The organism is Algibacillus agarilyticus, from assembly GCF_003286125.1.
In the GTDB taxonomy this organism is placed as follows: Bacteria; Pseudomonadota; Gammaproteobacteria; order Enterobacterales; family Alteromonadaceae; genus Algibacillus; species Algibacillus agarilyticus.
Window position 1 is genome coordinate 193,767 of the sequence record NZ_QMED01000002.1, and the last position, 23,464, is coordinate 217,230.

The 23,464-nt window shown below is 38.0% G+C and carries 23 protein-coding genes; 8 read left to right on the plus strand and 15 right to left on the minus strand.

Annotated elements, in window-relative coordinates; all coding sequences use genetic code 11:
• Positions 1-135: 135 nt before the first annotated feature.
• A complete protein-coding gene (dusA, locus tag DPX34_RS02805) occupies positions 136-1,119 on the minus strand; it encodes a tRNA dihydrouridine(20/20a) synthase DusA (protein WP_269815502.1) in 984 nt (327 codons plus the stop codon).
• 627 nt (positions 1,120-1,746) lie between these two features.
• On the opposite strand from dusA, the gene DPX34_RS02810 reads away from it, so the two are divergent.
• The gene (locus DPX34_RS02810) at positions 1,747-2,529 is read left to right on the plus strand and encodes a hypothetical protein (protein WP_111976892.1); all 783 of its coding nucleotides are present in this window, start codon (positions 1,747-1,749) and stop codon (positions 2,527-2,529) included.
• Positions 2,530-2,877: 348 nt separating this feature from the next.
• On the opposite strand, the gene DPX34_RS02815 is transcribed toward DPX34_RS02810, so the two are convergent.
• Complete coding sequence (locus tag DPX34_RS02815; RefSeq protein WP_111976893.1) at positions 2,878-3,420, minus strand: 1,2-dihydroxy-3-keto-5-methylthiopentene dioxygenase; 543 nt, start codon at positions 3,418-3,420, stop codon at positions 2,878-2,880.
• Positions 3,421-3,570: 150 nt separating this feature from the next.
• On the minus strand, positions 3,571-4,953 hold the full coding sequence (locus tag DPX34_RS02820; RefSeq protein ID WP_111976894.1) for an undecaprenyl-phosphate glucose phosphotransferase: 1,383 nt from the start codon (positions 4,951-4,953) through the stop codon (positions 3,571-3,573).
• Between the two features lie 1,008 nt (positions 4,954-5,961).
• Between DPX34_RS02820 and DPX34_RS02825 the strand changes: the two genes are divergently transcribed.
• Positions 5,962-6,420, plus strand: a complete 459-nt coding sequence (locus DPX34_RS02825) for a nuclear transport factor 2 family protein (RefSeq protein ID WP_111976895.1) — start codon at positions 5,962-5,964, stop codon at positions 6,418-6,420.
• A 52-nt stretch (positions 6,421-6,472) separates the two neighbouring features.
• Here DPX34_RS02825 and ggt read toward each other — a convergent pair whose 3' ends face one another.
• Together ggt and DPX34_RS02835 are read right to left on the minus strand one after the other, a co-directional pair.
• Positions 6,473-8,248, minus strand: a complete 1,776-nt coding sequence (gene ggt, locus DPX34_RS02830; protein ID WP_232824628.1) for a gamma-glutamyltransferase — start codon at positions 8,246-8,248, stop codon at positions 6,473-6,475.
• On the minus strand, positions 8,232-8,822 hold the full coding sequence (locus tag DPX34_RS02835; protein ID WP_111976896.1) for a tRNA-uridine aminocarboxypropyltransferase: 591 nt from the start codon (positions 8,820-8,822) through the stop codon (positions 8,232-8,234). The genes ggt and DPX34_RS02835 overlap by 17 nt, the downstream gene beginning before the upstream one ends.
• A 155-nt stretch (positions 8,823-8,977) precedes the next feature.
• On the opposite strand from DPX34_RS02835, the gene rrtA reads away from it, so the two are divergent.
• Entirely contained in the window at positions 8,978-9,589 is a 612-nt protein-coding gene (gene rrtA / locus DPX34_RS02840; protein WP_111976897.1) for a rhombosortase, read from the plus strand.
• Here the strand turns inward: rrtA and DPX34_RS02845 are convergent, their stop codons facing one another.
• Positions 9,590-10,144, minus strand: a complete 555-nt coding sequence (locus tag DPX34_RS02845; protein WP_111976898.1) for a cyclic nucleotide-binding domain-containing protein — start codon at positions 10,142-10,144, stop codon at positions 9,590-9,592. It abuts the gene before it with no gap.
• Between the two features lie 55 nt (positions 10,145-10,199).
• Positions 10,200-11,048 carry a hypothetical protein gene (locus DPX34_RS02850; RefSeq protein ID WP_111976899.1) on the minus strand — a complete coding sequence of 283 codons (849 nt, stop codon included), beginning with the start codon at positions 11,046-11,048 and terminating at the stop codon, positions 10,200-10,202.
• A gap of 121 nt (positions 11,049-11,169) precedes the next feature.
• On the opposite strand from DPX34_RS02850, the gene DPX34_RS02855 reads away from it, so the two are divergent.
• Positions 11,170-11,943 (plus strand): fused MFS/spermidine synthase, encoded by a 774-nt coding sequence (locus tag DPX34_RS02855; protein WP_111976900.1) that lies wholly within the window; start codon positions 11,170-11,172, stop codon positions 11,941-11,943.
• Positions 11,944-11,960: 17 nt separating this feature from the next.
• Here DPX34_RS02855 and DPX34_RS02860 read toward each other — a convergent pair whose 3' ends face one another.
• From DPX34_RS02860 to DPX34_RS02875, 4 genes are all read right to left on the minus strand, one after another.
• Positions 11,961-12,902, minus strand: coding sequence for a DUF808 domain-containing protein (locus DPX34_RS02860; protein WP_111977013.1), 942 nt, complete (start codon positions 12,900-12,902; stop codon positions 11,961-11,963).
• Positions 12,903-13,021: 119 nt separating this feature from the next.
• Entirely contained in the window at positions 13,022-13,519 is a 498-nt protein-coding gene (gene ilvN / locus DPX34_RS02865; protein ID WP_111976901.1) for an acetolactate synthase small subunit, read from the minus strand.
• A gap of 2 nt (positions 13,520-13,521) precedes the next feature.
• Positions 13,522-15,237, minus strand: coding sequence for an acetolactate synthase 3 large subunit (locus DPX34_RS02870; RefSeq protein WP_111976902.1), 1,716 nt, complete (start codon positions 15,235-15,237; stop codon positions 13,522-13,524).
• A 147-nt stretch (positions 15,238-15,384) separates the two neighbouring features.
• Positions 15,385-15,570, minus strand: coding sequence for a DUF1289 domain-containing protein (locus DPX34_RS02875; protein ID WP_111976903.1), 186 nt, complete (start codon positions 15,568-15,570; stop codon positions 15,385-15,387).
• Positions 15,571-15,789: 219 nt separating this feature from the next.
• Here DPX34_RS02875 and DPX34_RS02880 point away from each other — a divergent pair, with 219 nt between their 5' ends.
• The 3 genes from DPX34_RS02880 to DPX34_RS02890 all read left to right on the plus strand — a co-directional run bounded on the left by DPX34_RS02880 (position 15,790) and on the right by DPX34_RS02890 (position 19,467).
• Positions 15,790-16,647: a transporter substrate-binding domain-containing protein gene (locus tag DPX34_RS02880; RefSeq protein WP_111976904.1), complete on the plus strand. Its 858-nt coding sequence runs from the start codon at positions 15,790-15,792 to the stop codon at positions 16,645-16,647.
• Entirely contained in the window at positions 16,635-17,516 is an 882-nt protein-coding gene (locus DPX34_RS02885; protein WP_111976905.1) for a hypothetical protein, read from the plus strand. The genes DPX34_RS02880 and DPX34_RS02885 overlap by 13 nt, the downstream gene beginning before the upstream one ends.
• A gap of 124 nt (positions 17,517-17,640) precedes the next feature.
• The gene (locus DPX34_RS02890) at positions 17,641-19,467 is read left to right on the plus strand and encodes a GGDEF domain-containing protein (RefSeq protein ID WP_111976906.1); all 1,827 of its coding nucleotides are present in this window, start codon (positions 17,641-17,643) and stop codon (positions 19,465-19,467) included.
• Between the two features lie 68 nt (positions 19,468-19,535).
• On the opposite strand, the gene amrB is transcribed toward DPX34_RS02890, so the two are convergent.
• The 4 genes from amrB to DPX34_RS02910 form a co-directional block, all read right to left on the minus strand.
• Positions 19,536-20,306 (minus strand): AmmeMemoRadiSam system protein B, encoded by a 771-nt coding sequence (amrB, locus tag DPX34_RS02895; RefSeq protein WP_111976907.1) that lies wholly within the window; start codon positions 20,304-20,306, stop codon positions 19,536-19,538.
• A gap of 159 nt (positions 20,307-20,465) precedes the next feature.
• Positions 20,466-20,852, minus strand: a complete 387-nt coding sequence (locus tag DPX34_RS02900; RefSeq protein WP_111976908.1) for a MaoP family protein — start codon at positions 20,850-20,852, stop codon at positions 20,466-20,468.
• Positions 20,853-21,074: 222 nt separating this feature from the next.
• Complete coding sequence (locus DPX34_RS02905) at positions 21,075-21,965, minus strand: phosphoribulokinase (RefSeq protein ID WP_111976909.1); 891 nt, start codon at positions 21,963-21,965, stop codon at positions 21,075-21,077.
• A gap of 125 nt (positions 21,966-22,090) precedes the next feature.
• On the minus strand, positions 22,091-22,570 hold the full coding sequence (locus tag DPX34_RS02910) for a LabA-like NYN domain-containing protein (RefSeq protein WP_111976910.1): 480 nt from the start codon (positions 22,568-22,570) through the stop codon (positions 22,091-22,093).
• A 376-nt stretch (positions 22,571-22,946) separates the two neighbouring features.
• Between DPX34_RS02910 and DPX34_RS02915 the strand changes: the two genes are divergently transcribed.
• Complete coding sequence (locus tag DPX34_RS02915) at positions 22,947-23,405, plus strand: YaiI/YqxD family protein (protein ID WP_111976911.1); 459 nt, start codon at positions 22,947-22,949, stop codon at positions 23,403-23,405.
• The last annotated feature ends 59 nt before the right edge of the window (positions 23,406-23,464 follow it).

The window sequence follows — 23,464 nt, forward strand, 5'->3', positions numbered from 1 at the left end:
AAAATAGGGAAATAAAAATAAGCTGCACCAACTTGCTATCCTTCAACATTCAGAATGAATAGCTTAACGGCTTATATAATTTAAGGTTAGTAGAGAAAGAGGCGAATGCAATAGACTACATTCGCGAAAAGCAGTTTATTTCATTGCATCTATTGCACGAAGGACGATTTGTGGATCGTTAGCATAATGGCGGGCATTTTCACTTAAATAACGACGCCATGATCGGGCCCCTGGTTGACCAGAGAATAACCCCAGCATATGCCTTAAAACATGCCAAGTAGTCGCTCGTTCGTCATCTTTTAATTGCTGTTCAATATAAGGGATCATCGCTAATGCAATCGCTTCACGGCTTTGTTTTTGTGTTTCTGCTCCAAATAAACGACTATCAACATCCGTTAACATGTATGGATTTTGATAAACGGCTCGCCCAAGCATAACCCCATCAACGTGCAACAAATGTTGCGCAGCCTGCTCAAATGTATTTATCCCACCATTAATTGAAATCATTAACGCCGGGTAATCACGTTTTAATTGATAAACTCGATCATAATTAAGCTCTGGTATTTCGCGGTTTTCTTTGGGGCTTAAACCTTTAAGCCAAGCCTTGCGGGCATGTACGATATAATGATGACAACCTTGAGCCATGGTTTTTTCAACAAATTCAGTTAAAAATTCATAACTGTCAAAATCATCAATACCAATACGTGTTTTAAGAGTTATAGGTGTATCGGTAACTGCTTTCATTGATTTTAAACAATCAGCGACACGCTCTGGTTCAGCCATTAAGCAAGCACCAAATGCGCCATTTTGTACTCGATCAGAGGGGCAACCCACATTTATATTAATTTCATCGTATCCGTAATCTGTTGCTTTTTTTGCACTTTGTGCCATAGCTTCAGGATCACTTCCACCCAACTGTAAAACAACAGGGTGTTCAGCATCTGAATACTGTAAATAATCAGCCTTGCCATGAATAATCGCCCCAGTTGTCACCATTTCTGTATACAAAACCGCTTTTGTACTCATTAAACGATAAAAATAACGACAGTGACGATCTGTCCAATCGAGCATTGGGGCAACAGAAAAAGAATGATCAATTTTATTACGAGTTAAATTCACAAATAACCTTGTTTATCATGTAACAGAAAAATAATATGTGCGATTTTAAAACAGGGCAAACTTAAGCCCATCAACGTTGATGGTTTACATAAGATCAATTCGAAAAAAGCACAGTTATAGAGCACATCATAACATTTCTGCTACCTAGAAAAGAAACCATATTATAATTTCCCGACGAAGTGCTACATTTAATATACTCAAGTCGCTTCAAAATGTTGGGGCAGTGATAATTTAAATTGATGTAGGCACAGCTTGCGCTTCCTGCTCAGGCTCACCTACCCCCATATACCCGCGACAAATAGGTGTAAATTTAATGGGTTAAATTAAGCCTGTTTAACAGCATAAATTAATTTAAAACCCACCGAGACTTAGATCCTGAGCGAGTATCTTGAATTATTTGGGCATATAAGATGACTAAAGCATTCAACAATATATTTTGAACAAGCAATGATTAATAGGCAATTTAAGCTATAGTCAAAGCGATCGGGTTTTAGGGGAAGCCGTCAAGCTTCGAGACCCCATGAGCATATGCTCTACTATGTGATTGGGGCGAGTAAGCGCTGACAATGAACCATAAAACTTGAGCGAGAAGACTATATTTTAATAAAAACATAAGTGGGGTCTTGCATGAAAACAGCTATTAGCTTGTCACTAGTTTTGACCCTTGTCGTGTTTAATTTTATCTTTAATGTGAATGGTAACGAAACTGCGAATCATAAAGTCGACTTTGTTATTAACATTCCCGAAGCAATTGAAGACACGAAGACGAGCAAAGAATTACAATTTTTTTATAATGCAGTTTATGATGAACTCAATATTGAACCAACTTATCTATTTATCCCGGCTAAACGTGGCTTTAAGTACTTTAAAAACAATACCATTCAAGCTGAAGCTTTTCGAACGGAAGCAGTCGGTGATTTGAATGTACTAGCGACTCAAATAAAGCCGGCAATTGCGAAAGTGGCTGTTGCTTTATTTTGCATAAAACCAAAATACTGCACCATAAATAAAGGCTTTGTTTATGGCATGCCGAGTGGCTTTGAGAAAGGTAAAATAATATGTGCACGTTTAGGAATTAATTGTGAATATATAAACCAAACGGCAAAATTATCAAAGATGTTAGATCTCAATATAGTTGATGCTGTTTTATCACCTTACCCTGCTTATAAAAAATTATTGTGCTCTACAGAGCAAAATGATTTTTATTTTAATAGACTGAAAGACAGCAGTTTCGGCATTTATCACTATATCAACACTGAAGATCGAACGTTCATTCAAAATCTTGAGCAAAGTCTTAAAAAGCATTTAGCAAAAGGGACATTGAATTTACAACAATTCACAGGCGTACCAAACTTAGAGAAATGCAATAAGACATTACACTCTATTCTCACTAAGGTTACTTCCCCTTAACCGATTAAATCCAGCGGGTACATTTGACTGATATAGTCTTCTCGCTCAGGTTTTATGGTTCATTGTCAGCGCTTACTCTCGACTTTGGCTCCTGCGTCGTTCTAACACCTAAATCCATTTAGGCGGCCCTATCACATAGTAGAGCATATGCTCATGGCGTCTCGAAGCTTGCCTGCATGGATGCAGGTAAGGGGCGATAGCAGGACGCGGTAGCTTTGACGGCTTTGCTGACAGGGATGTAAGTACTTAGATTTCGCCTGGAACTAGAAACCTGCCCCTAAAACCCGATCGCTTTGACTATAAAATAAAAAACTACTCAAATGATATTTTAACTATACAAGCTAATAGCTAATCAAGTGTTGGGAATAAACTCGCAATAATATCATCCGTACTTTTCGCGACCCAACCTGAATCATTACAAAAGAAGCGAATAACCGTAAATTCTGGATCACTACCCATGTCAAACCAGTGTTTAATCTGTTTTGGTATAGAAATTAAATCGCCTTCTTGACATAAAACTTGGTATATAAAACCGCCAATATGTAAACAAAATAACCCTTGCCCTTTAACAAAAAATCGAACTTCATCTTCATCATGTGTATGTTCGAATAAATACTGAGCACGTAATTCACTTGCCGATACATTACCTTTAGCTAAAGAAATTACGTCTACAGTCGAGTATTCTCCATGCTTTTTGATACGCTGAATATCCGATTGATAAGCAGCTAAAATATCTTCGCTGCTTTCACCTACCCTTATATAATCAAGAGTTTGCCAGTGTTCAAATAGAACACCCACTTTATACAACGCCTTTGCAATAATAGCTAAGTCCGTACTCTCTAATATTACCTTAATAGGATCTGCGTGGTTATAGATGGTTAGTTTACTCATAGAATACTTCTTTGCTCTCATTAAAAGTGACTAAATAATACACCTAGGGCATAAAATATTAAGTGTGATTGAGCAAGAGGATTATAAGGAGTAATTAGATAGTTTTAAAAAGCCTATCTAAAATTGATAGGCTTAAAATTAAAGATATACCTATTTGGCATTCTCATGAATGAAACCTTTGAATAAAGTTAAAAATATAATTTTAATATCCCAAATTAAAGACCAATTTTGGATATATTCAAGATCACATTCAACACGTTTATTTAAATCAGTATCACCCCGCCAACCATTTATTTGAGCCCAACCGGTTATTCCAGCTTTAACCATATGTTTTTTCATGTAACCTGGAATTTGAGTCTTAAATTCTTCAACAAAAACAGTCCGTTCAGGTCTAGGTCCAACGATTGACATATCACCGAGAAACACATTTATAAACTGTGGCAATTCATCTAAGCTTGTAGCTCGAATAAATTGACCAAATTTTGTTGTGGTTTTTTTACTCGCATTACCCCATTGCACACCATTTGCTTCTGAATTAATAGGCATAGATCTAAATTTAAGCATATTAAAAGCTTGGCCATTCCAGCCAACACGTTCTTGCTTATAAAATACAGGCCCTCGCGACGTTAGTTTTACTCCAAGAGCTAGAATGAGCATGATTGGGGAAATCATTAATAATATTAAAAAAGACAAGACTCTATCTTCACATGCTTTCAGGAAACGATTCATTCCATACATTGGACTCGAACTTAGATTAATTACTGGCATACTCGAAACCATGCTTACAGAGTGATTGATCAGATTAAAATCATCAAGACCTGGTACATATCGAATATCAACAACAAACATTTCAAGACTTTGAACTATTTTTTGTACCATTAAAGCATCAGATAATGGCAAGGCAATCCAAACTTGTTCTGTCGAATCAGAATTTTCAAGCATATAGCTTTCTACATCACTAAAATCACCTAAATGACGAGTTTGAACATCAATTTTATTATCGCCAAAATAGCCTTTAATACGATAACCAGTCCATTTACTTTGCGTTATTCTAGCAATAACACTTCGCGTTACTTCATCATCTCCGACAATGATTATATTTCTTACATTATAGCCCTTGTCGCGAAGCATATTCAAAATAACCCTAACACTCAAACGACTAAAAGAATTAATAAATAAACCAACAAAATACCAAACAATGAAAATATTTTTGTCTGAATAATCAGCAACACCGACAATAAATGCGAGTATTGAAGTGATCGAGAATGAAAAAGACCAAGCAATAAAAACGCTTGTTAATTCTTTCGCTTTTTTCTCTCCACGCCAAGGTCTATACATACCTAGAGATAGATAAACGCCTAAACTTACGATAATAAAAATGAGCGTCATAATCCCGCCTAAGGGATATAAAGAAAATTCATTATGAAAAAATAATGACGTAATAATGGCTGAAATAAATACAGCGGCAAGATCTGTAGTTTGGTGTAATCGAATCAGAGCTGATTGATAACCACTAATAAAATTTACACTCATTGTAGCCTTCTTTTCATTATAAAATATAACCTCAGCTAAATAAAATAGTAGCTTGACGTATTAATAAAATAGGTAGTAGCACTAAAAAATATATAATCAATGCTAATTATAACTCAATATAATAACAGGTAAGATATTGTAAAAAAATATTATTTTTAAGGAGAACGTTCCCTTTAATACACAAAGTCATAAAACGAGAACTAATTGGCTTTTATTGCACAATAATACAGCCAATTAATCACTCCATATTAAAAAAATACCTTTCTAGGTAAGCCTGTCAACAGGATTTAAATACTAAGCGACCTCTCATTGTTTTACTTCAGCTGTAGTGGAAATTAATTATAAAAACTGGATAATATCAACTCTGTATGACAAAAAATTAACAGACATTCCGCGATAATTTTCAAGATATACTTATTGATAGATAATCCTCATGCCGTTAATAATGACTTTACGTTTAACTTCTACACTTAATATTAGTTTTTGTTCATCATTGATGGGTTAAACTTCAATAATTTGAAAAAAAGATACCCAACTAACGGTTAGTTTTTGGTAAAGTTTGTATTCTGAATTAGGAAAGTGTTATCAAAAATAAAGAACAAACGGAAGCGCTTTGCTATATCTCGAGCTTATCGCGTGAGCTTGTCCAACTCACTAAGACTATTCGAGGTACAGGAACGTTGAGAACAAAGTCTACAGGATATAAAATATGACCTTTAAGGATATTATTACCGAATAATAAAAACAATGGGCTATAGATGTGAGTGTTATCAAGTAATTTTCTTGGAAAATAAGTATACGTTGGAAATTAAAGCGATCAGCAGGGTTCTTGAATGTAGAACCGAAATCATATTTAGTTAAATATACATAAAATATGCAATAGCCCTGACTATGAATAATTTATCACTATAAACAACAAAGTTACGCTACCATTCTCTTTACTTATCGCGTTATAGCAATCACAATCAAACGGTACATTATTCTTCAATATTTTAGAGGTTACTGGCTTTGATTCAATCTAAACCAAATTTATCAGCGTTGGTCATGGGTATTTTATTCTCATTATTGCTATCGGCTTGTGGCAATAATGAACCTACTAAACAAGAATCAAAGCCTGAAGATGCCGCTATTGCATTTTTTGATGCACTTTATAATCAAAACGATTTAAATAAAGCGGTTAAATATGCCACACCACAAACAACACGCATCATGTTGCATTACAAAACCGCTAAAGCCGTTCAGCGCCACTTTATAAATATGAAGTTTGATACGGTGGATATTTCGGTTGATACAACAGGGCAAGGGGAGCTTTTAGTATCCGCGTCTGCGACAAAAGCGAAAGTGACTTTGTATTTTGATGGCTCATATGATGGCCGAACAATCCGAGATTTAAAGACAATTGAACTAGAGAAGCAACTCAATGAATGGAAAGTCAAAAAAATAAAAGCAGATCCTTATCGACGATAAGGATCAAATAGACTTTCTGACCATGACAGTCACTAGTTTGTTGCAATAAACGCTAACGCCCTAGTGCAATACCTTCTCTTCTTGGATCCGCTGCGCCAATTAACAGACTCTTATCTTTTATGATAGCGTGGATACCACTGTTTAAACTTCTAACTTTAACTTTGTAACCTTTCAGTTCAAATTGATTCTGTTTTGAAGCTAACGTAGTTCGCTCTTCTAAGGCTAAATAATCATTACGGTGTGTAAATTTGGGCAAATCAATTGCCTCTTGCAAACTCAAGCGCCAATCTAAAACGCCAATTAGCGTATGACTAACATAATTTATAATTCGAGAGCCACCAGGTGATCCTAATGCCATTTTAAACTGGCCTTTTTTATCAAACACCATAAATGGAGCCATTGAACTACGCGGGCGCTTACCCGCTTCCACTCGATTATTAACCAACAAGCCATTTTTTTTAGGCGACAAAGAAAAATCCGTTAGTTGATTATTCAATAAAAAGCCACCAACCATAACGGCCGAGCCAAAAGCCATTTCAATGCTCGATGTCATCGAGATTGCATTGCCTTCACCGTCGACAATTGAAAAATGGCTTGTATTCGGTAATTCCAGCGCGTTATCTTTTGCTACTTTATAATGTTCAAATTGACCAGGGTAGGCTTTCCCCATATCAGAATCCGTTGGAATTAATGATCTGCGTTTTTTTAAATACGTTGCATCCATCATTTGTACAAGCGGTATATCAACAAAGTCAGGATCCGCTATATATAACCCACGATCAGCAAAGGCTAAACGGGCAGCTTGGCTAATGTAATGAATAGCCTCAACACTATTGGGTTCGTATTGACTTAAATTAAAAGGTTCCAATAGTTTAAGTATTTGAATAACCGTTGACCCTCCCGAACTAGGCGGCCCCATACCACATAGCTTAAATTCATGATATTCACCACAAACAGGTTCACGAATTAACGCTTGATAGTCGGTTAAATCTTGCAAATTCAAAACACCAGGCGCTAATTCTGCGTTTTGTACCGCATCAACAATATCATTCGCTAATTGCCCAGTATAAAACCCCTTTGCACCTTGGGTTGCTATCGTAGACAAAGACCGAGCCAATGGTTTGTTAGTGAGTCTATCGCCAGCCTTTAATCGCTCACCATTAGGGAAAAAATACTGATTTGCTTTAGAGAGCTTTTTAATACCAGGGTTATATTGCATTTCAACTAACTTAGCCAACCGAGGAGAAACTTCAAAACCTTGTTCGGCTAAATTAACCGCATCATGAAAGGCACTTTTCCAAGTCAGTTTACCCCATTTATGGTGCGCTAATTCTAACCCGGCTAAAACACCCGGCACGCCAACAGAGCGGCCACCCACAACAGCATTAATCCACTTAATCGCATGGCCGTTTTTATCTAAAAATAAATCTGACGTTGCATTTTTAGGTGCCGTTTCACGTGCGTCAATGGTATAAAGCTTTTTGGCTTTATTATCCCAATACAACATAAAAGCACCACCACCAATACCAGATGATTGAGGTTCAACTAAGGTAAGCATTGCTTGTATCGCGATGGCAGCATCAATAGCATTGCCTCCTTTTTCTAACATCGCAAGACCGGCTTGAGAGGCATGCTTATTAGCCGACACCACCATATACTGATTTGCAGTTACCGATTGCTTAAGATTTACGCCAGTCGCAGCTTCAGGCTCTCTGGTTTCAATTACGGTCGAGTTTGATTTACTCGCAAGACTAAAACACCCAGTCAGCATAAAAATAAAAAAAACAGAACAAAATATGACTAATAACGATTTAAATTGCAGGATCATGTTTATTTTTCTTTTGTATAAATAATTGAAAATCTAAAAAATGTTTAAATGTGTGTTCGAGCATCGATATTTGACTCGATTGACAGCCTAAATCGGCTAATAAATACGTGATCGCTTCAAAGGTAGAAAACGCACCTTTTTTTTTGGTTTTACGTAAATCTGAATATAAACTTTTATCTGTCACGCCTAATGCAATAAATGACGCCTTGTGCCTGTTTTGACAAGCTCGCATAAGTTGGTTTGCCTGACGCCAAGTACCATCAAGAATAACAAAACGCTTATTGGTCAAATCTGCGGTTTCAATATAATCACTTGTTAGTATTGTGGCATCATCCGTAGGAAACAGCACAATATCCTGCGCATGCAGCATCCAACTCTCAACATTCGGATCAACGATTTCGATATCGCAATTATCAAGACTAAGCTCAGCTAATCGAGCAGTACCTTTAGCTTTAAATTGCTCAAGCTTATGTTGAATAATTCTGATAGAAAATGGATTATCAACCCGCTTGATAATCGAACAATAACATACCGTTTGAGGACGATAACAGCGTTCACAAATTTGCCTTGCCATTCAAGCCCCCACATATTATTAACTTATTGCTTTGCATTATTCACAATGTGATAGACTAATTCGATTAAAACGCAGTGAGTCATGTTGTTGGGTATTCACAATTGACTACCACTGACGTTTGAAAATAAATACCATATTAACAGGTTCAATTTTATATGTTCAGTGCAATCAAACAAATCATCCAACAACTGCCCTGGCAATCAAAATATACTTTGCCGTTTATACTATGGGCCATCGCAATTGGTGGGGTTTCAATTTATGCATTCATTTATAAAATTGATTTAGGTTTAACTCAACAAGCAATTGATAATCATCAATACGAATTAATGTTAACGGGACATCTAGTCCATAGTAATGTAAATCACTTATTGCTAAATTTAGCCGGTTTACTCGGAATATGGGCATTGCATGGCCACTACTACTCGCTAAAAAACCTGTCTTTGTATTGCCTTATTGTAATATTTAGCCTTTCTACCGTGATGTTAATGCAAGCAAGCTACAGTCATTATGTCGGTTTTTCTGCCGTGTTGCACAGTCTCATTGCCATTGGCGCGATACTCGATATTAAACACAAAGAGCGCGGGGGTATTTTGTTATTATTAGGCTTAATTGCAAAAGTGAGTCATGAGCAATTTTATGGTAGTGATAGCAGTATCGAAACATTAATTGGAACAAATGTAGCGATAGATGCGCACCTTTATGGCGTGATCATCGGTACGGTCATCGGCGGATCTGTTTGGTTACGAGCCGCAATCGCAAAAAAATAATCAGCTACCTTTGATCTCACGATGTTTTGTTGTTTTCGTTTGCTCATTGTTAGATGACTGCAAAGTCGTTAATGCTTCACTTTGTGACTCTAGCTGGTCATGTAATAAAATAACTTCATCATTTAGATGGTTCATTCTTTCAACTAAGCCATTAATCATTTTATCTTTGATTTGCTCTCGTACTCTAATGGGTAAAATTTTCATCACCGTTTGATCAACACGGATAAGCATTGAGTCTTCAATGGCCGCAACATTGGCAGTTCGCGGCTGATTAGTAATAAATCCAATTTCACCAACAAAATCACCAGGCTCAATAGTCGCAATAGGCGCTTGATTTGCGTTTTTTGTCACGGCCAGATGACCAGACAATAAAATATAAAAATAATGGTCTGTGTCACCCTGTTGTATAATATGTTCACCAGCCTCGGCTTGAAAAAATTCAACTTCATCAACAATCAAACAATTTCGCTCTTGCGCTGTCAATGACTTAAAAATAGGCACTCGGGCTAATATTTCCATCTCGACTAACTTGCTTATTTTTTCAACTTTGCGCATTAACTCACCGTAAAAATCAGATAGCCTAATTAGACTATAGACAAGTTAAAGCGTATTACCCAATAAATGACATTGAACCAAAAATTGACTCTAGCTCTGGTGTTAACACCTCTATTTGATCCACCACAGCACCTTTAGAAGACTGACTAAACAAGGGCGTTTCAGGCATGAAAGCACATATCACCGCCCCCGCATTTAAAGATTGTTTAGATGTTAAGGCCGACAGCATTTCGCTAAAATTAATATTAAAAGGGATTATTTGCTCTTCATTCACAACTTTATGATTCACCGTCGTTGTAAACGTCGATTGATTTACTTGTTCATACTCACACTCATCCACAGTCACCGCAACAGGCGAAAAAACTTTTTGATAATGAGCATCTCCCTTTATCGCGCCATTTACTGAATCGGCTTTAACATCGTTTTGTTTTACATGGCAGCACAGTAATAACAAACAAATAGAATCGTTAAGTTCGCCAGGTAATGCTCCGGTTGGAATTTCTGATGTTATCGCCGCAATAGTAGAGAACACGTCTGTCCTCATATCGTCTGTAACCGCATCTTTAATTAATGAAGCGTTATGTGCACTTAAAAAGTTATCTGACCGGACTTGTTCAAATTGCCAATCTCCGGTTTGCGGTTCGGTTCGAGCATGAACACAAAAATATGCACGAGGCAAAGGAGCTAAACATTGCTCCACATCAAACTCAAACGCATTTTGCACACGCCCTTGGTTTAATGACGCATAAATAGCATTAAGAATAGGCGCTACCACAACCCAATTTTCTAACGCAATTTGCATCGTTTGCGCGATATGTTCTACATCAACCGCTAATGTTAAATCTTGGTTAACGACCACGAGCTTGCCATCACGTAAATCACTTTTATAAGTTGCTAGCTTCACCTAAAATTCCAATAATAATTAAAATAAACAAGAGTATACTAACTTCACCTTAGCATCGTTAATACATCTCAATTTTTCTGTAATTTGATTAAACACCAAAATGATAGAGGTAAAAAAGCCCATGAATATAGAGCAATTGTTATTACTTAGTCGCTCACAAAAAAGCCTCGTCAAAACGACTGAAATTGAACATATTCAAATTCATCAACACCAAAGTTTAAAATGGCTTTATCATTATCATCCCAGTAATTCAGCTATTATTTCGATAATCAATTTAGATCAGCCGTCAATCCCAGTTGCAGATTATCAACACGCAATGTTGAGCAGTGTGTTTTTAAACAAGCCGCTAAAACTATGTAATTTAGGCATGGCAACCGGTGCATTTGAGCGTTATTTACAACACGAAAAAGCGCAACTCAAAATAGACTCGGTAGAAGTTAACGCTGCCTTAATCAGTTTAGCTCAAACCGACTTTCAACTACCCAACGCATTAAACATAGCTAATCAAACCGCTGAGTCTTTTTTAGCCCAAAATAAAACACAATATGATGTCATTTTATGTGACATTTTTGAGGGAGAACAAACACCAGAAAGCTTAACGACTCAACGCTTTTATGAAGACTTACACAAATCAATCAACACCGCAGGAATTATCGCCATTAACCTCTTACCAAACGATGAACAAGATATGCTTGATATTTTAATCCCACTTCGTCAAGTATTCGCACACCAGTGGCTTATTGATATTCCAAACTGCAAAAATATAGTGCTAATAATTAGTCAAATGCCGTTAAATCAAGACGTAATTACAAGTACATTTCAAACAGCACAATTACATCATTTAAATACAGCTCATTTAATTGAGCTTGCCATTCAATTACCGCAAGCCCAATGATAATGCTGATAAATAGATTAACCCCGAGTAGCTTTAAGCTTAGTTAACGTGCTAACAATGGCGAGTACTAACGCACCAACCACAATACCCACCATTGCATTCGCAATTAAAGGCCAGCTAAATTGCCATATCATACTAATGCCAGCCATATTAAACCACGTTAATCCAGCTTCAATTAAATGATGTAACCAAGGCCAACCATGTACAACAATACCGCCACCTACTAAAAACATAGCCGCAGTACCAACGATGGTTAATAACTTCATTAACCTAGGTGCAAAAGCTAATAAACCGCGACCAATGCTGTGTTTCACCACCCCAAAAATACCTAATTTAGGTTGTGAAATTAAGTAATAACCCGCATCATCCAGCTTGACGATAACCGCGACCAAGCCATAAACCCCAATCGTCATCACCGCAGAAATACCGACGAGAACAGCAGCTTGCATTAAAAGAGTCGCATCTTGTACCGTCCCAAGTGCAATCACAATTATTTCAGCTGATAAAATAAAATCGGTTTTAATTGCACCTTTTATTTTTTCTTTTTCAAGAGCAACTAAATCAATATTCTGATCCGCAACCGCGGCGAGTAAGTCATTTTTAGCTTGTGCATTATCGGCAGCATGAAAAAACTTGTGCGCTATTTTTTCAACACCTTCAAAACACAAATACGCACCGCCGAGCATTAACAAAGGCGTAATCAACCACGGAAGAAAAGCACTCAACATTAACGCGATAGGCACAATAATCACTTTGTTTAAAGCTGACCCTTTTGCAACGGCCCAAACAACCGGTAATTCACGTTCAGCTCTAACCCCTGAAACTTGCTCTGCATTAAGCGCTAAATCATCCCCTAAAACACCTGCCGTTTTACGGGCAGCCACTTTAGTCATTGCCGCCACATCATCTAAAACAGATGCAATATCATCTAATAAAGTCAGTAAACTCGCTCCAGCCATTTTGTATTCCTTTTTATTATTCCAGTGTGCAAAAAACGCATAAAAAAAGCGCATAATTATTATGCGCTTTTTATACATCCAAAATCGCCATAATGCGAGTTTGATTTATAACATGCTATTTAAATACGTAATGCACGTTCGCCACGAGCTAAGCCTGTCACACCACTACGCGATGTTTCAATCACATCGGTTTCAGTACGAACCGATTCAATAAAAGCATCTAATTTATCACTCGTGCCAATCAATTGAACAACATAAGTTGTAGGCGTTACATCAACGATTTGACCACGAAATATATCGGCAGTACGCTTAATTTCATCACGCACTTTAGCGCTTGCCGCTTTTAATTTAACCAGCATCAATTCACGCTCAATATGATCACCTTCAGTTAAATCACTCACTTTAAGCACATCAATTAACTTATTAACTTGCTTTGTGATTTGCTCAATAACCCGATCATCACCTAAAGTGGTGATCGTAATACGCGATAAACTTTCGTCTTCAGTAGGCGCCACTGTTAACGTTTCAATGTTATAACCACGTTGAGAAAACAACCCCACAATGCGCGACAAAGCACCCGGCTCATTTTCTAATAATATAGATAAGATTCTACGCATTATTATGTACGCTCCGTTTTGCTTAATAACATATCGTCCATTGAGCCAAATTTAATTTGCATCGGATAAACATGTTCAGATTGATCAACATTAATATCCATAAACACTAAGCGATCTTTCATCGCAAAACATTTATCAATTGCCGCATCAAGCTCAGCAGGATCAGAAACCCGAATACCAATATGACCATACGACTCAGCTAACTTAACAAAGTCAGGTAATGATTCCATATACGATTGACTATGACGCCCACCATAATTCAGATCTTGCCACTGACGAACCATGCCTAGCGCTTGGTTATTCAATGAAATGATTTTCACCGGAATACCGTATTGCAAACAAGTCGACAATTCTTGAATGTTCATTTGAATTGAGCCATCACCCGTTACACAAATAGAAACCGCATCAGGAACGGCAACTTTAACCCCCATTGCAGCTGGTAAACCAAAGCCCATGGTGCCTAAGCCACCCGAGTTAATCCAACGGCGAGGCTTATCAAACGGATAATAAAGAGCCGCAAACATTTGATGCTGGCCCACATCTGAAGAAACATAAGCTTCACCATTTGTCGCTCTATAAATGGATTCAATAACTTGCTGTGGTTTAATTTGTGTATCACTTTTTGCATAAGCCAAAGAATCTTGCTCGCGCCAAGTGTTAATTTGTTGCCACCAGTCACTCAATACATCCGCATCATTCTTAACTTTTTTATCTTTCAACAAATCAAGAAAATCAGCTAAAACATCATCGACCGCGCCAACAACGGGCACATGCGCTTTAATCGTTTTAGAAATAGACGCGGGGTCAATATCTACATGCAAAATCGTCGCATCAGGACAAAATTTACTCACGTTATTGGTTACACGGTCATCAAAACGCGCACCCAAGGCTAAAATGCAATCGGCATTATGCATGGTTTTATTTGCTTCAAACGTACCGTGCATGCCGAGCATGCCAACACATTGTTTATGCGTACCAGGAAATGCACCTAGTCCCATCAGTGTATTCGTAACAGGAATATTTAAACGCTCAGCAAATTTGATTAAGTCTTTACTGCAATTGGCCGCAATCGCACCGCCACCCACATAAAGAACGGGGCGTTTAGCCGCGACTAATAATTCTAATGCTTTTTTAATCTGACGCTTATTACCTTTAACGGTAGGGTGATAAGAGCGCAAGTTAATTTCAGCAGGATACTCATAAGGATGAGATTCTCTAGGGTTCACAATATCTTTGGGAATATCAACAACCACAGGACCCGGTCGCCCCGTCGACGCAATATGATAAGCCTTAGCTATCATAACTGGAATATCTTCCGGCTTTTTACACAAAAAGCTATGTTTAACAATTGGACGAGAACACCCAACCATATCACATTCTTGGAAGGCATCTTCACCAATCATAGAGGTTGGCACTTGCCCAGATAACACAACCATAGGAATAGAATCCATATAGGCGGTTGCAATACCTGTGATTGTATTCGTCGCACCCGGTCCAGATGTAACTAAAACCGTACCCACTTTACCTGTGGCTCGTGCATAACCATCAGCCATGTGTGCAGCTGCCTGCTCATGACGCACTAAAAAATGCTTTATGTCTGCGGCAAAAAGCGCATCATAAATATCTAAAACCGCACCACCCGGATACCCGAATATATGTTCAACTCCGGCATCTTTAAGAGCTCGTACCACCATTTCGGCGCCCGACATCATTTCCACGATATATGTTCCCCTCAACTGCTTAGGTTGGAAGAATAACAAGTAAAAGAATCAAATTGATGATCCAACTTGTTATTGCATTAATTAAAATAAATTACTGACCGATTTCAACACAAATGTTTGAAAAAACAATATAATTTTGGTGTTTTAGCGTTTATAAGGTGAAAACCGACAGTGCTGCCTGCATTTTGCCACAATTTCGCGCTGTTGTTGTGCAGAAAATTGAGTCCAATGCGTTATTTCATATAAACTTCTACCACAACCTATACAAATATCACTCTCATCCAAACAACAGTTACGAACACAAGGCGACTTTATGCGCTTGTTATCCATACTCCCTCCCGCCAACGTTCATCATATAACGCTTATAAAAAAGGCTTAGGTCAATAAATTTATTTTAGATACTAATTTTGTGCTTTTCATCTACAAACACAGATTATTATCTGGATCTGATCATTAAATCGATTATCCCCCAGCATAATCAACACGGTATCAGGTTAATTTTAAAACAAGCGCTATACTTAATTTTTAAACTTATTAAAATGGAATAACATGCCAAAATGGTTTGCCTTTGTATTTTTAATGCTCAATGTATTGGTGAGTCATGCTCAGGCAACAGATGTGATCCATTACAACATTTCAGTCAAACACCCGGACCCTAAACAAGCTTATAATATTGAATTACTCGATCTAGCACTAAAACAGACCGTAGACGAATTTGGTCCTTACGAATTAAAAGCCGTCGTTTATGAAATGCCACAAGGGCGAACATCCATAATGGTTGAACAAGAAGACGCTATTGATGTTGTTTGGCGTATGACCAGCCAAACATTAGAAACAAAACTACAAGCGATTTACGTGCCTCTACTCAAAGGTTTAATGGGCTTTAGAGTCTTTATCATCAACAAAGAAGATCAGACTCGCTTCTCAAAAACAATGCCGGTAACAACACTTAAATCTTATACAGCCGGACAAGGCTTAGATTGGCCCGACAGTCAAATATTACAACATAATGGCTTTAATGTAATAAAGGGCTCTGCCATCAAATTAATTCCCATGTTAAAACGCCAACGTTTTGATTATTTTCCACGAGCAATACACGAACCTTGGACCGAAATAAAAAATGAACCCAGCTTATCAGTCGAAAGCAATTTTTTATTAAAATACACCGCCCCCATGTATTTTTTTGTTAATAAACAAAATAAACATTTACATCGTCGGATAGAGAGTGGTTTAAATAAGTTAATAAAAAATGGAGAGTTTGATACGTTTTTATACAGCCATCCCATTACCGCTAACATCATAAAAAAAGTAAAATTAGCCGACCGACGTATTATTCAACTTGATAATCCATTGTTATCAGAAAAAACCCGTCAATTACAAAAGAACAAACCGTTATGGATACAATAAAGTCGCTTATTGTATTTATCGTAGTCAGCAGTTGGTTATTGCTCTCAAACCTTGCGCAATCAAAAGACATTATTCGCTACAATGTCTCGGCTCATAATCCTTCAGTTGTGCAATCTTACCCTGTTGAGCTACTCACATTAATCATGCAAAAAAGCGAAAGTACGTTTGGGCCATATGAGTTAGTGCCGTTTGTCGCCGAAATCCCAAGAGCAAGAACCTCAAAACTTATCGCTAAACAAAGTACAATCGACATCACTTGGCGTATGACTTCACAAGCGCTAGAAAAAGAACTGCAAGCGATATATATCCCACTCATAAAAGGGATGCTAGGCTACCGAATATTCATAATCCATCAAGATAATCAACCTTATTTCACGCGCAAAACGACACTCGACACACTAAAAAAAATGCGTTTAGGTCAAGGTTTTAAATGGTCAGACAATAAAATACTGCGTCACAACGGTTTCAACGTGGTAGAAGCCAGTAAAGACAATTTATTAATCATGTTAAAAAAACAGCGTTTTGATTTTTATCCACGAGGTATATATGAACCTTGGCAAGAGATAGAAAACGAACCAGAACTCATTGTTGAAAAACACATTTTACTAAAATACCCCGCTCCAATGTATTTTTTCGTCGGCAAACAAAATCACCGACTTCATTACCGATTACTGTTTGGTTTTGAGCAGTTGATTGCCAGTGGCGAATTTACCGTCTTTTTTAAACAGCACCCATTGGTTAAAAACTTAAATAAAAAAGTAAATATAAATGAACGTATAATTTACACCTTAACTAATCCAGACCTTAGTAAAAAAACCAAACAACTAACTTTTCAGCCACAATACTGGATAAATAACACACTTGAATAAGTGAAAAAAACCTGTAAATTCAAAATGTTCAATTCCGACCTAACTTATCTGAACCTGCGTCATTAAATAGTCATAAAAGCGGATTAAAGTGTGCGAAAACACACCCTTTTCGATAGGACATAGCATGATAGCTAATCATTACCATGACCTTGAGCTAAATAACATCCTCAGTAATAAAACCATACAAACCGTATTTCACCCTATTTATAATTTAAATAATAGTCGTGTATTAGGTTACGAAGCACTGAGCAGAGGTCCAGAAGGTTCTACACTGCAATACCCAGATGGATTATTTAAAACGGCTATTGCCGTAAACCGCTTGGCCGATCTCGAAATACTTTGTTTTGAACAAGCGTTAGCAAATTACGCACAACAAAAACTAAGCGCTAAAGTTTTTATCAACATAAGTCCCGACACCTTAGTTACCACGTTAAACACAAAAGAATGCCTACGAAGCTTACTTGATCGATACCGTATACCCGCACACAAATTAATTATCGAACTCACTGAAATAAACCCCGTTAATGATTTACTCAAGTTGAAGCACATCATTGATGAACTCAAAAGTTTAGGCACACAATTCGCCATAGACGATTTAGGCACAGGTCACTCCGGTTTAATGCAATGGGCAACCCTGCAACCTGAATACGCTAAAATTGACCGTTTTTTTATTAAAGGTTGCTGCGCAGACCCCGTTAAAAAAGAGTTCTTGCGAGCATTGCACTCACTTGGTACCGTCACCCACTCACACGTGATAGCAGAAGGGATAGAAACCGAAGAAGAATTTAATTTAGTACAGCAGCTCGGTATTTGTTTTGTGCAAGGTTTTTTATTTACCAAACCAGAAAGTCAGCCACAAGTCGCGCTACCCACGCCAATAATCAACCGTCCAACAGCAACACCAATGAATACGCCATTATTTGCACAAGAAACCGTAACGGGTTTGCTTGAACGCAATCTGTCGGTTGAGCAAAACACCACCACATTGCAGGTGATGGATTTATTTCGAAACAACAAAACCTTACATTGCATCCCCGTAGTGGATCAAAAAAAACCGGTTGGCATCGTTTTACGTTCCGATTTAATGGAGTGCTTTTCAATGCCATTTGGTCACTCACTCTACGATAGGCATCCTATTAGTTTACTCATGGAAGAAAATATCGTGGTGATCGAAAGCGACACATCACTTGATGAGTTAAGCCATATTTTAACGGATGATGCGCAATTAGAAGCCCGAGCCCCTTTTGTTATTACACATAACGGACAATACGCCGGCATTGGATCGATTCGCATGCTGCTAAAGCAAATGACAGAAGCGAAAATTCAACATGCAAAATATGCCAATCCATTAACCATGTTACCTGGCAACGTGCCGATAGATCGCGAAGTAGACCGCTTACTCAGTCACCGTCAAAGTTTCCATCTAGCCTATTTAGACCTAGACAACTTCAAACCGTTTAATGATTTGTATGGTTACAGCAAAGGCGATTTAGCGATCACACTCGTCGCCAGGTTGCTGCGTAAATACACCGAAAAGACCCAAGCTAATGTCGGACACATCGGCGGAGACGACTTTGTGATCATATTTCAACATGCGGGTTGGTACGAAATACTACAACAAATACTGTTTGAGTTTGACCATAAAGTGCTTGAGCTCTTTACTTCAGAGCACATTAAAAATAAAGGTTATTATGCTAACTCTCGTGTAGGACAAGAATGCTTTTACCCGTTATTAAGTTTGTCTGCTGCTGTTGTCTCGCCAGACCCAACACAATGCCGCACAAATCATGAAGTAGCCGAACTTGCTTCAAGCGCAAAAAAACAAGCGAAAAAGCAAGCAGGTAGTTCTATCTTTGTTTGTCGCCGACGCAGTAAACATAACCTAGCCGCAAATCCAACAACAAAATGCACGACGCCCATCGTGCCACAACCTGCAGAGTATTTGTGTTAATAAAAAGCAAGACTAAACAAAGACATTAACAGCGGATAAATACATGGCGTATTCCGCTCTACCACGTGTTAATAAATCAAACAACTACCATACCCTGTAAAGGGTTGATGTTTTGGGTTCACTTCATAGCTGTGTTGATAATTGATGAGTTTTACCAACATATTTTTTTGATGCCAATAACTAGATAGCATATTTAGCAAGGCCGCCGCACTAGCCGATTGATTAACAGCCAATGAATGGCGCGCAATAAGCGCATCAAGTGTCGCTTTATCAAAAGCACACGCATCTGGGTATTCAACGCCTTGACTTAAATTGCTACAAACAATAAGTAACGTTTTATCATCCCAGCAACTATCCAATAAGTGATTCAACTCCGTATCAGCATATTCGCCAACCAAAACCGGCAATAAGGTAAAATTAGACAAACATAATTGCAAAAAAGGCAATTGCACATCTAATGCTAACGCTTGCTTAAACAAGTCATCATCAAATGAAATCGTTTTCGCTTGCAACGCATCAAAACAACCTTGTTCGATCTTAATGTCACCAATAGGGGAGCAGAAAAAGGAAGCCGAAGAGGTAACAAGTTGGTCAATGTGGGGGGAAGGATGCGCAGCTAAAATAATAACCCGATTTATCATGCTCGAATATTTGCGCAAAGACAAATAAGCCTTTGCCGCAACATAGCCACTTAACGACACGGGATCGTGAGGTACAATTAAACCACGTGGACGAGTAGCACGCTTTTCGGCTTGAAAAAACAAACTCGCCAAGTGATAACTTAATTCATCAGGGTCAACGGCATGATATTCATGCAGTTGACTTGCATAACGTTTCATAATGCATCTCAATTGAACTTACACGCTAGATCAAGTGTAGTTCATTCAACGCATATTTAGCGCTATTAACCTAAAAAAGCCGACTTAAACATTAATTTAAATATGAATCTAAACGTGAATATAAACGCGAACTGCTCAATTCACTGATTAAAGCGGTTATTAACTTAAATCGTCGTCACTATCATCACCTAAATCCAGATCATCCATATCATCGTCACTTGAGTCATCAACATCGTCAGTGTTAATTTTAGTGCCGTAAATACTGCCCATTTTAGGACGGTTAATTCGGTCTATGTATTTTTTCCATGCTTTAGTAGCATAGGTATCAGCAGGAACCTCGCCGCGCAATACGGCAACAATATGATGGTCTTCATCATCAGCCGCCTCATACACACCTTTTTCTAGGGCAATAATTAAATTACCTAACTGTTCAAGCGCATCCGCCTCTTTAATCGAAAAATCACCAGAACGGCGAAATCCACGTGGATAGTTTTTTACATCAGAAAATAAACGATAGACTAAGTCTTGTTTTGTGGGTGCTGCCATATTCTTCTCCGTACAAACACAATAACGACAAAAACAAAAAAATTAAAACGCTTTAACTCTAAGAGCGTTTTAGTTCTAGTTGATTTTTTTGTCAATATGTTTACAGACAGAAAAAAAATATTTTCTAAATAAAATAAAAACGAGTCAAAATAGGTATAAAAAAACGGCAAAAAAAGTCAATTTTAATGCCGTTTTACACTAGCGAATATAGATGATTAAAATTTACTCACTATACACATCATTCCAAGCTTTGCGCTTTTTGGTCATCAAACGCTGAATCAAAGGCGTTAAAATAAGCTCCATGGCAAAGCCCATTTTACCACCAGGAACAACCAGTGTATTAACACGCGACATAAAAGAACCATCAATCATCTGTAACAGATACGGAAAATCGACATTTTTCATATCTCTAAACCGAATAACCACAAAGCTTTCGTCTAACGTTGGAATATCTTTAGCCGAAAAAGGGTTCGACGTATCAACCGTTGGTACACGTTGAAAATTAATATGTGTACGACTAAATTGCGGGGTAATAAACGAAAAATAATCATCCATACTGCGAATAATAGACGACATGACGGCTTCACGAGAATGGCCCCGATCAGACGTATCGCGAATAATTTTTTGGATCCACTCTAAATTGACAATAGGCACCAAGCCAATCAGCAAATCCACAAAATGAGCGGCATTCGTTTCACCGTTAACCACACCGCCATGCAAACCTTCATAATACAATAAATCAGTTTCAGCGGGTAAAGGCTGCCAAGGCGTAAACGTACCCGGCATTTGGTTATACGGTACGGCTTGATCAAAAGTGTGTAAGTATCGACGGAATTGGCCTTGACCCGTTTCATGATAACTTTTAAACGTCTCAGCTAATAAAGCAAAATCATTGGCCTCTTGGCCAAAATAACTGATGTGCTTGCCCTGCTCAGATGCTTTACGTATTTGAACTTCCATTTCAGGGCGCGTAAACCGATGATAACTATCACCCTCGATACAAGCCGCTTTAATGTCTAAATTACGAAAAATATGACGCAAGGCCTTGGTTGTAGTCGATGTACCGGCTCCTGATGAACCCGTCACAGCAATAATGGGATACTTTGCTGACATAATTAAATTAATCCTTAAATCGTGATCTTTTACACTTTATCAACCTGATAAATATCAATAAACCGAATAAAGCACTTTAACCGAAAACAAATTGATAACAAGTGGCTTACGTACAGCATATTGACTTACAACAAAAAATGCTCATCTATTTCGGTATAACGCTGTGCAGATTGGACTAATGAATTAGCCGTAAGCGACAACACACCATAAACATGAGTTTCAACTTGATATAACTGAAAGATACGTTGCAGCAATAAATCAAAATCGCCATCACCCGACAACAAAATAACTTTATCGACTTTACTCGCGAGCGACATCACATCAATCGCGATCCCGACATCCCAATCACCTTTAGACGAACCATCAGAACGCTGAATATACGGCTTTAATTTAACCTCGAAGCCAATATGCTTCAACGCATCTTGAAACTTCAGTTGCTTCTCATCTCCTCGATCAATAGCATATGCGAAAGCAAACTCAACATCGCCTTCGGCTGCAATCGTTTGCCATAACAACCGATAATTAAACTGTCGGCCATACGCCTGGCGAGTGGTGTAATAAATATTTTGCACATCTACAAAAACGGCAATTTTAGGTTTATTCATTATTATCTCTAAAGCTAACATCAATCATGGCTAGGGCGTGTTTATCTTTGTCGTATAGATTTTGTTCAATTCCAAAGCGTTTTGATCGCGGCATTGGCTTGATGGCATAGTGGTTCTACGTCAAAAGCCAATAACAAAGAGCAAAACGTTTTGGATTGAACCCAAAGGGCAGCGCATTTGCACTATTTCTACTACGTTATCGCTCTTTTATGTAGAATAACTACACCGCAATCGCTCTGCCTTGTATAAATCGTGCAGATACGGCTGCAAAAGCATACACAAAAGATAAACACGCCCTAGCAAAGTGCATTAAACAAAATAGGCATCAATAGCCAATATGTTATGCTAGTCAAAATTTAAATAGGGAATCAAAAAGATGAAAATTTGGGTCGATGCAGATGCCTGCCCTGTTGCCATCAAAGAAATTTTATTTCGTTTAGCGCAACGCACAAAAATACACCTAACCTTAGTTGCCAATCATAGCATGCGCGTGCCCAATTCACCTTATATAAGCTTTGTGCATGTACAACAAGGCTTTGATGTGGCCGATAACGAAATCGTTAAGCGTATCAACCCCAATGATTTAGTGATCACCGGCGATATACCACTCGCCGACGAAATCATCACCGCAGGCGGCCAAGCCTTAAACCCGCGTGGCGAATTATTTACCAAAGAAAACATCAAACAACGTTTAAACATACGCGATTTCATGGACAACATGCGCGCCAGTGGCGTCGAAACACAAGGGCCACCGCCATTAAATCAAACTGACCGCCAAAATTTTGCTAACAACCTCGATCGTATTGTCTCTCAATACTTACGCAGCCAAAAATAAATACGATCATAGGCTGAGCTGATTTTAAATACAAAAAAGCCCGCATAAATCATCATCTG

Coding starts and splice junctions, on each gene's coding strand:
- DPX34_RS02810 (WP_111976892.1), top strand. CDS start 1,747: ATGAAAACAGCTATTAGCTTGTCACTAGTTTTGACCCTTGTCGTGTTT.
- DPX34_RS02815 (WP_111976893.1), bottom strand. CDS start 3,420: ATGAGTAAACTAACCATCTATAACCACGCAGATCCTATTAAGGTAATA.
- DPX34_RS02820 (WP_111976894.1), bottom strand. CDS start 4,953: ATGAGTGTAAATTTTATTAGTGGTTATCAATCAGCTCTGATTCGATTA.
- ggt (WP_232824628.1), bottom strand. CDS start 8,248: ATGATCCTGCAATTTAAATCGTTATTAGTCATATTTTGTTCTGTTTTT.
- DPX34_RS02835 (WP_111976896.1), bottom strand. CDS start 8,822: ATGGCAAGGCAAATTTGTGAACGCTGTTATCGTCCTCAAACGGTATGT.
- rrtA (WP_111976897.1), top strand. CDS start 8,978: ATGTTCAGTGCAATCAAACAAATCATCCAACAACTGCCCTGGCAATCA.
- DPX34_RS02845 (WP_111976898.1), bottom strand. CDS start 10,144: ATGCGCAAAGTTGAAAAAATAAGCAAGTTAGTCGAGATGGAAATATTA.
- DPX34_RS02855 (WP_111976900.1), top strand. CDS start 11,170: ATGAATATAGAGCAATTGTTATTACTTAGTCGCTCACAAAAAAGCCTC.
- DPX34_RS02860 (WP_111977013.1), bottom strand. CDS start 12,902: ATGGCTGGAGCGAGTTTACTGACTTTATTAGATGATATTGCATCTGTT.
- ilvN (WP_111976901.1), bottom strand. CDS start 13,519: ATGCGTAGAATCTTATCTATATTATTAGAAAATGAGCCGGGTGCTTTG.
- DPX34_RS02875 (WP_111976903.1), bottom strand. CDS start 15,570: ATGGATAACAAGCGCATAAAGTCGCCTTGTGTTCGTAACTGTTGTTTG.
- DPX34_RS02880 (WP_111976904.1), top strand. CDS start 15,790: ATGCCAAAATGGTTTGCCTTTGTATTTTTAATGCTCAATGTATTGGTG.
- DPX34_RS02885 (WP_111976905.1), top strand. CDS start 16,635: ATGGATACAATAAAGTCGCTTATTGTATTTATCGTAGTCAGCAGTTGG.
- DPX34_RS02890 (WP_111976906.1), top strand. CDS start 17,641: ATGATAGCTAATCATTACCATGACCTTGAGCTAAATAACATCCTCAGT.
- amrB (WP_111976907.1), bottom strand. CDS start 20,306: ATGAAACGTTATGCAAGTCAACTGCATGAATATCATGCCGTTGACCCT.
- DPX34_RS02900 (WP_111976908.1), bottom strand. CDS start 20,852: ATGGCAGCACCCACAAAACAAGACTTAGTCTATCGTTTATTTTCTGAT.
- DPX34_RS02905 (WP_111976909.1), bottom strand. CDS start 21,965: ATGTCAGCAAAGTATCCCATTATTGCTGTGACGGGTTCATCAGGAGCC.
- DPX34_RS02910 (WP_111976910.1), bottom strand. CDS start 22,570: ATGAATAAACCTAAAATTGCCGTTTTTGTAGATGTGCAAAATATTTAT.
- DPX34_RS02915 (WP_111976911.1), top strand. CDS start 22,947: ATGAAAATTTGGGTCGATGCAGATGCCTGCCCTGTTGCCATCAAAGAA.